The following is a 10,578-nucleotide window of genomic DNA, read 5'->3' as shown; positions in this document are numbered from 1 at the left end:
TGCCGTGGAACGTCACCGCCCGGGCCTAGATCACCTCCGTCACATCGCGGCGTGGCGTGGGATGGCCGGGGGAGCCGTAGCCGAAGCGGATGACGATCTGCGGCCAGCCGTAACGGCCCAGCGAGCGGCGCAACTGCTCCCGCGCGGCCGGCACCTCGATCGGCTGGCTGATCATCGACGTGTCCAGCCCGGCCGCGGTCGCGGTCAGCAGCACCCGCTGGAGCCCCTCACCGGCCAGGATCTGATCGGCCGGCCGGTCGCCGGCCACGCCGAGGATGCCGACCAGCGGCTCCGGCTCGTAGTCGCGGCCCGCCACCCGCCGCCGGTCGTTGAAGAACCGCTGCGGCAGCAGGTCCTGCGGCTCGGCCAGGGGAGCGCCGGCGGTGACCGGGATGCCGTCGGCGGCCGACTCGACATGGGTCCACGAGGCCTGCTCGGCCTGGTAGGCCGCGTCACGCCGGAGCACCCGGTCGGCCGACCGGGCGATCTCGGAGAAGGCCCCGATCGCGGTCATGCCGACCAGCAGGTCGAGCCAGGCCGACTCCTCGCGGGCGGCGGCGATCAGCCGGGCCCGCACGTCGGCCGGCACCGGATCGGGCCAGAACGGCCCCCGGTTGCTGTAGCGGCGCTCGATCGCACCGTGCAGCTCGGCCTCGGCGTACGTCGGCGGCCGTTGCGGTCCGGGGCTGAGCCGGGCGATGAGCCCGGCGTCATGCGGGTCGGGCGCGAGCCGCACCTCGGCCGGATGGCCGGCCCAGGCCAGCGCGAGGCGGGCGTTGAAGGTGGCGGCGCCGCAGGCCAGGCGGGCCGCCCAGCCGTCGCGGTCGAGGTGGTGCAGGCGCCGGGTGGGATCGGTGCGCACCTCGATGGCGCCACCGTCGAGCCGGAACAGCCACGGCTGGCTGTTGCCGATCGAGGGCGCCCGGATCCCGGCCTTCGCGGCCAGGCGCAGGTCGGTCTCGTCGTAGGCGGACACCGTCTCAGCTCCCTGTCTATTCGATGATCGTGATGACGTCGCGGACGTCGCGGCGTGGCCGCGGCGGCAGCGGCTCGGACTCGGCCGGGTAGCCCAGCCGGACCACCAGGTACGGCTCGCCGACCCCGGCCAGCAGCCCGGCGACGAGCTGCCGGGGCCACTCGACCTCGATGGCGTCGCTGATCGGCGCCGTGGCCATCCCGTCGGCGGTGGCCAGCAGCAGCAGGGCGGACAGCGCCTCGCCGCCGTGCAGCAGGTCGACCGGCCGGGTGTCGTCGCCGAACAGCACCACGTACGCGGCGCCCTGGTCGTGCTCGGCCCCGACGGCCAGCCCGGCCCCGCCACCCGGTGCGAAGTCGCGCACCGGCACCCGGCGCAGCCCCGCCTCGACGGCGGTCGAGGTGGGCACGCCGTCACCGGTGAACTCGGGCCGGCTGGTCCACCGGTCGAGCTCGGCCCGGTATTCCGGGTCGTTCAGCTCGGCGTCCCCGGCCAGCTCGGCCGAGATGGCGAGCTGGGCGATCTGGTCGGGCCGCACGAGATGCAGATAGGCCCCCTCGGCCTCGACCGCGCGCCGCAGCTCGGTCAGCTCGGCCTCGGTGACCTCACGCTCGCCGAACGGCCGCCGGTCGGTGCGCCGGCGGGGGATCGCGGCGGCCAGGCGCTCGGCCCGCGGATCGGCCGGAACGGCCTCACCGATCCGGATCCGGGCCAGCGCGTCCCCGCCCGGGAAATACTCGACCGTGGCCGCCCACCCGGCCGCGGCCAGGGCGACCCGGGCGTGGTGCAAAGCCGCGCCGCAGCTGAGCAGCAGGAGCCGCCCGTCGCGGTCCACCGTGCCGAGCTTGCGCTCCGCGTCGGCGTGCAGCTCCAGCGTGTCGCCGATCAGCCGCCACGACCAGGGCTGGGTGTTGAACACGGACGGTGCGTGCTGTGCGGCCTGCGCGGCCTTCTCGAGCGGCGTTGTCATGACAATCACTCTCCTCGCACGGACGTGGCGGCGCCGGAGGCCTTGCGCCCGATCAGTCGGGACCAAAGTCCCACCCACCGGGCCGTCGCGCGCAGCAGCAGGGCGGGTATCGCGGCGAAGACGGCGCAGGCCACGAGCTCGCGCCAGGTCAGCGCCTCGGTGCCGAGCAGTGCTCGCAGCGGCGGTGCCAGGACGCCGCCGACCTGCAGGACCGCGCACACCATCACCGAGATCAGCAACCAGCGGTTGCGGGGTGTCCCGGCCGCGGGCCGCGCCCGGACGGCCAGGGCGACACCGAGCTGGGCCAGCCCGAGCACCACGAACATCACCGACTGCCACGGCCGGTCGAACAGCATGGCGAGCACGCCGGCGGCCAGCGTCACCGACCCGAGACAGAGGCCGCCCAGGATCACACCGGCCAGCAGCCCGTCACCGAGCACGGACTGCTGAGGCGACCGGGGCGGCCGGTCGCTGACGCCCGCATCGGCCGGCTCGGCGCCGAGCGCCACCCCGGGGATGCCGTGGGTGAGCAGGTTGATCCAGAGCAGTTGTCCCGGCAGCAGTGCCAACGGCATGCCCAGCAACGGCCCGGCCAGCATCACCAGCAGCTCCGCGATGCCGCCGGAGAGCGCGTAGCGCAGGAACCGCCGGATGTTGTCGTAGATCCGCCGCCCCTCGCCGATCGCCGACGCGACAGTGCCGAGGTTGTCGTCGACCAGCACGAGCTCGGCCGCCTGCCGTGCCACCTCGGTGCCGCCGCCCATGGCGACCCCGATGTCGGCCCGGCGCAGCGCCGGTGCGTCGTTGACCCCGTCCCCGGTCATCGCCACCACGTCGCCGCGCTCCTGCAGCGCGGCGATGATGTCGAGCTTCTCCTCCGGCTGCACCCGGGCGTAGACCCGGGCGCCCACCTCCGAGGGGCCGGAGGCGACCTCGTCGCCGTCACCGAGAATGCCCAGCTGCCGCCCGATGGCCGCCGCCGTCGCGGGATGGTCTCCGGTGATCAGCACCAGCCGCACCCCCGACCGCGCGAACGCCGCAGCGGTGTCGGCCGCGCCGGTCCGCAGCGGATCCCCGATACCCACCAGTCCCGCCACCCGCAGCGGTGGCGGGTCGGCCGGGTCGGGCCGCTCCGGGGTCACTGCCGTGGCCACCGCCAACACCCGCAGCCCGCCTGCCGCCAGCTCTCCCGCGGCCTGGTCCGGCCCGTCGGCCGTCAGGACACTCTCCGGCGCACCCTTGCAGACCGTCAGGTAGCCACCCTCGGGCCGGCGGTGAACGGTGACCATGCGGCGGCGGTCCTGATCGAAAGGCTGCTCGGCGACGCGCGGGTAGCGGCCCCGCTCGATTGCCGCGTCGAGCCCGCACCGGGCCGCGAAGGCGACCAGAGCCGCCTCCATCGGGTCGCCGGCGGCCGCCCACTCCGGACGGCCGGCGGCCGGCGCGATCAGCTCGGCGTCGTTGCACAGGAGCCCGCCGAGCGCCAATTCCCTCAGTGGTGAGCCGGCGGAGGCGACTTCCGGTGTGACCGTGCCGGTGGGGGCGTAGCCCTCGCCGGTGACGGCGAAGGCGGTGCCGTCCGTCGTCAGGGCGCGCTGGACGGACATCCGGTTCTCGGTCAGCGTTCCGGTCTTGTCGGAGGCGATCACCGTGACCGAGCCGAGGGTTTCGACCGCGTGCAGGCGGCGGGGGATGGCCCTGGTCCGGGCCATCCGGCGCGAGCCGAGGGCCAGCGCGAGGGTCACCACGGCCGGCAGGCTCTCCGGCACGGCGGCGACGACGAGGCTCACCGCCGTGATGGCCATCCGGGCCACCGGCTGGCCCGCGAGCACGCCGGCCGCGAAGACGACCGCGGAGATCGCGACCGCGGCCAGGCCCAGCGCCCGGCCCAGGGCCGCCAGGCGGCGCTGCAGCGGGGTCGCGCCGGGGCCGGTGTGCGCGACCAGCGCCGCGATGCGGCCGAGCGAGCTGCGCGCCCCGGTCCGGACGACCACGCCGGTCGCCCGGCCGGTGGTCAGGACCGTCCCCGACCCGGCCTCCTCGCCGGCCGTGCGGGAGACGGGCGCCGACTCGCCGGTCAGCGACGACTCGTCGAAGGTGGCCCGGTGGGCCTCGACCAGGGCGAGGTCGGCCGGAACGATGTCGCCGGCCTCGAGACGTACGAGATCGTCCCGGACCAGATCCGCCGCCGCGACGATGCGGTCGTGGCCGTCGCGGACCGCCCGCGCCGACGGCGCGGCGAGGCGGTCGAGAGCCGCGATGGCGGCGTCGGCGCGTACTTCCTGAACGACGCCGATCACCGTGTTGACCAGAACGACCAGCACGATCACGGCGGTGTCGGGCACGTCGCCGAGCAGCGCCGTGATCACCGCGGCGGCGATCAGCAGCAGCACGAGCGGGTCGCCGAGCTGGCGGCCCACCCGGCCGACGAGGCGGCGAGGGCGCGGCGGGTCGACCGCGTTGGGGCCGTCGGCGGCGAGGCGCCGGGCGGCCTGATCGGAGGTGAGCCCGAGCGCCGTCGGTGCGGTTGCGGTGTCCACGGTGGGCAAGCCTTCCGGGTCCGCCCGGCGCGCGGGAGAGCCGAAAGTCCCGGGCGCCGAGATCGGTTCGCGGTACTTAAGCCTTGGGACCCACGGGACTTTAGACCCTCCTCCGCGGGCGGGCCGGCCGAAAGGATCTAGCCATCCGTGGAAAGGACCAGCCCGTGGACACGCTCGACATTGCCCGATGGCAGTTCGGCATCACCACCGTGTACCACTTCTTGTTCGTGCCGATCACCATCGGCATGTCGGTGCTCGTCGCCGGCCTGCAGACCGCCTGGGTCCGTACGGGTAAGGAGCACTACCTCAAGGCCACCAAGTTCTGGGGCAAGCTCTTCCTGATCAACTTCGCGATCGGTGTCGTCACCGGCATCGTGCAGGAGTTCCAGTTCGGCATGAACTGGAGCGACTACTCCCGCTTCGTCGGTGACGTCTTCGGGGCGCCGCTGGCCATCGAGGGCCTGCTGGCCTTCTTCCTCGAGTCGACGTTCCTCGGCCTGTGGATCTTCGGCTGGGACCGGCTGCCGAAGAAGGTGCACCTCGCGACCATCTGGGCCGCCGCCATCGGCACGCTGCTGTCGGCGTACTTCATCCTGGCCGCCAACTCGTGGATGCAGCACCCGGTCGGCTACACGATGAACGAGCAGACCGGCCGGGCCGAGCTGACCAGCATTTGGCAGCTCCTGACCAACTCGACGACCCTGGTCACGTTCCCGCACACGATCACCGCCTGCTTCCTCACCGGCGGCGCGGTGCTCATGGCGGTCAGCGCCTGGCACCTCAAGCGCAGGAACCAGATGGACGTCTTCCGGCCCAGCCTCAAGCTCGGCGCCTGGGTCGTGCTGATCGCCGGCGTCGGCGTGCTCATCACCGGCGACCAGCAGGCCCGCATCATGACCGAGCAGCAGCCCATGAAGATGGCCGCCGCCGAGGCCCTCTACCAGGACTCGCAGCCGGCCAGCTTCTCGATCTTCACGATCGGCTCGCTCAACGGCGAGGAGGAGCTCTACAGCGTCCGCATCCCGTCGCTGCTCTCCTTCCTCGCCACCGGCACCTTCGACGGTGAGGTCGAGGGCATCGACAACCTTCAGGCCGAGTACGAACAGAAGTACGGGCCCGGCGAGTACGCGCCCTCGATCCCCGTCACCTACTGGTCGTTCCGCCTGATGATGGGCTTCGGCATCGCCACCATGGCGGTCGCGCTGCTCGCGCTCTGGGCCATGCGCCGGGGCCGTACGCCCACGAACCGATGGTTGTGGCTCGCCGTCATCCTGTCGTTCGGCGGGCCGCTCGCGGCCAACTCGTTCGGCTGGATCTTCACCGAGATGGGCCGCCAGCCGTGGACGGTGTTCGGCCTGTTCAAGACGTCCGAGAGCGTCTCGCCCTCGGTCAGCACCGGCGAGGCCGCGACGTCACTGATCACCCTCACCGTGCTGTACGGCGTGCTCGCGGTCGTCGAGGCCGGGCTCTTCCTGAAGTACGCCCGGGCCGGCGCCCCGGAAATCCCACCCTCCGACTCGGACTCCTCCGACGAGGACCGTCCGCTAGCGTTCGCCTACTAACAGGGGCCCATCGATGGAACTCACCACTGTCTGGTTCGCGCTCATCGCTCTGCTGTGGGCCGGCTACTTCCTGCTCGAGGGCTTCGACTTCGGCGTCGGCATCCTGCTGCCCGTGCTGGGCCGCGACAACCGCGAGCGGCGCCTGCTCATCAACACGATCGGCCCGGTCTGGGACGGCAACGAGGTGTGGCTGATCGTCGCCGGCGGCGCCACCTTCGCCGCGTTCCCCGAGTGGTACGCCACCCTGTTCTCCGGCTTCTACCTGCCGCTGCTGCTCATCCTGGCCGCGCTGATCATCCGCGGTGTCGCCTTCGAATACCGCGGCAAGCGCGACGACGACCGCTGGCGGCGCCGCTGGGACCTCTGCATCATCGCGGGCAGCTGGATCCCGGCCGTCCTGTGGGGCGTCGCCTTCGGCAACATCGTGCGCGGCGTGCGGCTGGACGCCGACCACGAGTACGTGGGTGGCTTCTTCGACCTGCTGAACCCGTACGCCCTGGTCGGTGGTCTGACGACCTTGGCCCTGTTCACGCTGCACGGGGCGGTCTTCCTGGCGCTCAAGACCGACGGCGAGATCCGGGAGCGGGCCGGCCGGCTCGCGGCGCGGCTGATCGGCCCGGCGGTCGTCGTCGCGGCCGGATTCCTGCTCTGGACGGCGATCGCTCACCACGACGTGGCCGGCTGGATCCTCATGGCCGCGGCCGCGGTGTCGCTGCTCGCCGCGATCCCGGCCATCCGGGCCCGGCGCGAGGGCTGGGCCTTCCTGGCCACCGCGGCCACCCTGGTGCTGGCGGTGTTCGCGCTGTTCGTGACGCTGTTCCCGAACGTCATGCCGTCCTCGATCGCCGACGCCAACAGCCTGACCGTCACGAACGCGTCGGCCTCGCCGTACACGCTGAAGGTCATGACCTGGGTCGCGGTCGGCTGCACCCCGTTCGTGCTGCTCTACCAGAGCTGGACCTACTGGGTGTTCCGCAAGCGGCTCAGCGTCGAAAAGATCCCGGCATGAGGCCGCTGGATCCGCGGCTGCTCAGGTACGCCCGGAGCACCCGGGCCTACCTGGTGGTCACGGTCGTGCTCGGCGCCGTCCTGGCCGGGCTGATCGTGGCCCAGGCGACGCTGCTGGCCGACGGCATCACCGCGGTCTTCCTGCACGGCGCCGGCCTGGGCGACCTGCGGGCCACGCTGATCGGGCTGGCGGTCGTGATCGCGGGACGGGCCGCGGTCTCCTGGGCGCAGGAGGCGGTGGCGGCCCGCTCGTCGGCCTCGGTCAAGAGCGAGCTGCGCCTGGCCCTGCTCCGGCGGCTCGCCGAGCGGCCGGGTGCGGCCGAGACGGGGGGTGCGGTCACTTTGGTCGTACGGGGGCTGGACGCGCTCGACGCGTACTTCGCCCGCTATCTGCCGCAGCTGGTGCTGGCCGGGCTGGTCCCGGCGATCGTGCTGGCCCGGATCCTGCCGGCCGACCTGATCGCCACCGTGACGATCGTGCTGACCCTGCCGCTGATCCCGGTGTTCATGGCGCTGGTCGGCCTGCAGACCGAGAGCGCCAACCGCAGGCAGTTCAAGCTGCTCACCCGGCTGTCCCACCACTTCCTGGACGTGATCGCCGGGCTGCCGACGCTGAAGCTGTTCGGGCGGGCCCGGGCCCAGGCCGCCACGATCCGGCGGATCAGCGACGATCAGCGGCGCCTGACGATGCGTACGTTACGAATCGCGTTTCTGTCGTCCTTGGTCCTGGAACTGCTGGCGACGCTGTCGGTGGCGCTGGTCGCGGTCGGCATCGGCCTGCGCCTGGTCGACGGGCGTCTCGACCTGGCCACGGCCCTGCTCGTGCTGATCCTGGCCCCCGAGGCGTATCTGCCGCTGCGCCAGGTCGGCGCCAACTACCACGCCAGCGCGGAAGGCCTGGCCGCGGCCGAGGAGGCCTTCGCCATCCTCGACACCCCGGCGACTCCGACGGGCACGCCTTCGGGTTCCGCGCCTTCGGAGGCCGCGCCTTCGGGCTCCGCGCCTTCGGAGGCCACGCGTTCGGGTTCCGCGCCGGGCGGGGTGATCGCGTTCGAGGACGTCGTCGTTCGCTACCGCGACAGCGACGCGCTGCGGCTGACCGCGGTGATCGAGCCGGGGGAGATCGTGGCGCTGACCGGGCCGAGCGGGTGCGGAAAATCCACGGCGCTGAACGTGCTGCTGGGCTTCGCCGTCGGCTCGGGCCGGGTGACTGTCGGCGGCGCCGACCTGGCGTCGGTCGATCCGGATGCCTGGCGGTCGCGGATCGCGTGGGTGCCGCAGCGGCCGCACCTGTTCGGGGGAACCGTGCGGGAGAACATCGCGCTCGGCGCCGGGCCGGACGCCGACGTCGTCACCGCGGCCCACCTTGCCGGGGCGCACACGTTCATCCTCGGCCTGCCGCAGGGCTACGACACGGTCCTCGGCGACGACGGCACCGGCCTGTCGGCCGGGCAGCGCCAGCGGATCGCCCTGGCCCGCGCCTTCCTGCGGGACGCGCCGATCGTGCTGCTCGACGAGCCCACCGCCAACCTCGACGCCGCCACCGCCGACCAGGTCATGGCCGCGATCCGCCGGCTGGCCCACGGCCGCACCGTGCTGATCGCCGCCCACCGCCCCGAACTGATCGCCCTGGCCGGCCGCGTCGTCGACCTCACCCCGGCCGGCGCCCTCGCCACCGGCACCCCCGCCGCCGCGGGTTCCGCCGGCTCAGCACCCGGCTACACCTCCGGCAACGCCCGGCTGATCTCCGGCGCGGCCCGGCTGACCTCGGACGGTGTCCTATGACCCGGTTCGTTCCCGGCGGGACGCGGCACTACTCGGACGGTGTTTCCATGACCTGGTTCACGCTGCTGCGCACGGCGTCGCGGCCCGCCGCGCCCGGGCTCCTGCTGGCCGTGCTGGCGGGTGTCGGCGCGGCCGGGGCCGCGGTCGGGCTGATGGCCACCTCGGCCTGGCTGATCTCGCGGGCCGCCCTGCACCCGCCGGTGCTGCACCTGATGGTGGCGATCGTCGCAGTCCGGGCCTTCGGCATCGGGCGGGGCGTTTTCCGCTACGCCGAGCGCCTCGCCGGTCACGACGCCGCCCTGCGCGTGCTGGGCCGCCTGCGCGTCCGGCTCTTCGACCGCCTGGCCGCCCTCGCCCCGGCCGGCACGGCCGGATTCCGCGGCGCCGACCTGGCCCAGCGGCTGGCCGCCGACGTCGACGCCGTGCTCGACATGCTCGTCCGCGTCGTGCTGCCCTACACGGTCGCCGCCGTCGTCGGACTCGGATCGGTCCTGCTGGTCGGCGCCCTGTCCCCGATCGCCGGAGCGGCGCTCGCCTTCGGCCTGCTCGCCGTGGCCGTCGGCGTGCCGCTGCTCCAGTCCGCCGCGGCCCGCCGCGCCGACGGCCGTCTCGCCCCCTTGCGCGGCGACCTGGCCACCGCCACCGTCGACCTGCTGCACGGCCTGCCCGATCTGATCGCGTACGGTGCCGCACCCGCCCAGCTGGCCCGCCTCGCCGAGGCCGACACCCGCCTGCGCCGCGCGGAGCAGCGCTCCACCGCCGCGGCCGGCGCCTCGGCCGCCGTGACCGCCCTGGCCACCGGCCTGAGCCTGATCGCCGGCCTGGCCGCCGGGGCCGTGGCCGTCCGCTCCGGCGCTCTCGACGGCGAACTGCTCGCCGTCATCGTCCTGACCCCCTTGGCCGTGTACGAGTCGATCGCCGGCCTCCCGGTCGCCGCCCAGCGCTTCGCCGCCGCCCGCGCCTCCCTGACCCGACTGGCCGAGATCCTCGGCACCCCCGACCCTGTCACCTCGCCGGCGCATCCTGAGCCGGTGGCGAGCAGCACGCCCGTGATCAGCGTCGACGGTGTCAGCGCCTCGTGGGTGCGCGGGCGCACCGCGGTGCACGATGTCAGCTTCGAGCTGCCGGCCGGGGCGCGGGTGGCTCTCGTCGGCCCGAGCGGCTCCGGCAAGAGCACCATCGCGGCTCTGCTCGTCCGCTTCCTCGACCCCACGGCCGGGCGGATCACCCTCGACGGGACCGATTTGCGGCGGCTCGACCCCGACGAGGTGCGGCGGGTCGTCGGCTATCTGCCCGAGGACGCGTACCTGTTCGACACCACGATCTCGGCCAACCTGCGCATCGGGCGCCCGGACGCCACCGAGGCCGACCTGCGCGCCGCCCTGGCCCGCGCCCGCCTCCTCGACTGGGCCGAGACGCTGCCCGACGGCTTGGAGACCTTCGTCGGCGAGCACGGCATGGCCCTCTCCGGTGGCCAGCGCCGCCGCCTGGCTCTGGCGCGGGCCCTGCTGGCCGACTTCCGCGTCCTGATCCTCGACGAGCCCACCGAACACCTCGACGACGAGACCGCCGTCGCCCTCACCCGTGACCTGCTGGCCGCCGCCGGCGACCGCTCGGTCCTCCTGATCACCCACCGCACCGACGTCGCCGCCCAGGTCGACACCGTGATCGACCTGGCCGCGCCGGCCGCTGTCCCGGTTGGCGCGCTTTCGCACCGACTGTGACTGATGATGTGTT

General features: G+C 73.5%; 7 protein-coding genes. 4 read left to right on the top strand and 3 right to left on the bottom strand.

What is annotated here, in order from left to right; genetic code table 11:
- Positions 1 to 25: 25 nt before the first annotated feature.
- From CRP55_RS46570 to CRP55_RS46560, 3 genes are read right to left on the bottom strand one after another with little or no spacing between them, the layout of a single operon-like run.
- The gene (locus CRP55_RS46570) at positions 26 to 976 is read right to left on the bottom strand and encodes an Acg family FMN-binding oxidoreductase (protein ID WP_097328524.1); all 951 of its coding nucleotides are present in this window, start codon (positions 974 to 976) and stop codon (positions 26 to 28) included.
- 16 nt (positions 977 to 992) lie between these two features.
- A complete protein-coding gene (locus CRP55_RS46565; RefSeq protein WP_097328523.1) occupies positions 993 to 1,946 on the bottom strand; it encodes an Acg family FMN-binding oxidoreductase in 954 nt (317 codons plus the stop codon).
- A gap of 5 nt (positions 1,947 to 1,951) precedes the next feature.
- Complete coding sequence (locus tag CRP55_RS46560; RefSeq protein ID WP_097328522.1) at positions 1,952 to 4,486, bottom strand: cation-translocating P-type ATPase; 2,535 nt, start codon at positions 4,484 to 4,486, stop codon at positions 1,952 to 1,954.
- 164 nt (positions 4,487 to 4,650) lie between these two features.
- Here CRP55_RS46560 and CRP55_RS46555 point away from each other — a divergent pair, with 164 nt between their 5' ends.
- From CRP55_RS46555 to cydC, 4 genes are read left to right on the top strand one after another with little or no spacing between them, the layout of a single operon-like run.
- Positions 4,651 to 6,048 (top strand): cytochrome ubiquinol oxidase subunit I, encoded by a 1,398-nt coding sequence (locus CRP55_RS46555; protein ID WP_097328521.1) that lies wholly within the window; start codon positions 4,651 to 4,653, stop codon positions 6,046 to 6,048.
- A gap of 13 nt (positions 6,049 to 6,061) precedes the next feature.
- On the top strand, positions 6,062 to 7,057 hold the full coding sequence (cydB, locus tag CRP55_RS46550; RefSeq protein ID WP_097328520.1) for a cytochrome d ubiquinol oxidase subunit II: 996 nt from the start codon (positions 6,062 to 6,064) through the stop codon (positions 7,055 to 7,057).
- Entirely contained in the window at positions 7,054 to 8,841 is a 1,788-nt protein-coding gene (gene cydD / locus CRP55_RS46545) for a thiol reductant ABC exporter subunit CydD (RefSeq protein WP_097328519.1), read from the top strand. Before cydB ends, cydD begins: the two co-directional genes overlap by 4 nt.
- Before the next feature lie 47 nt (positions 8,842 to 8,888).
- Complete coding sequence (cydC, locus tag CRP55_RS46540; protein WP_097328576.1) at positions 8,889 to 10,565, top strand: thiol reductant ABC exporter subunit CydC; 1,677 nt, start codon at positions 8,889 to 8,891, stop codon at positions 10,563 to 10,565.
- The last annotated feature ends 13 nt before the right edge of the window (positions 10,566 to 10,578 follow it).

The sequence above is a fragment of the Paractinoplanes atraurantiacus genome (assembly GCF_900215205.1).
Lineage (GTDB): Bacteria > Actinomycetota > Actinomycetes > Mycobacteriales > Micromonosporaceae > Actinoplanes > Actinoplanes atraurantiacus.
This window is presented reverse-complemented; position numbering and strand designations above follow the sequence as displayed.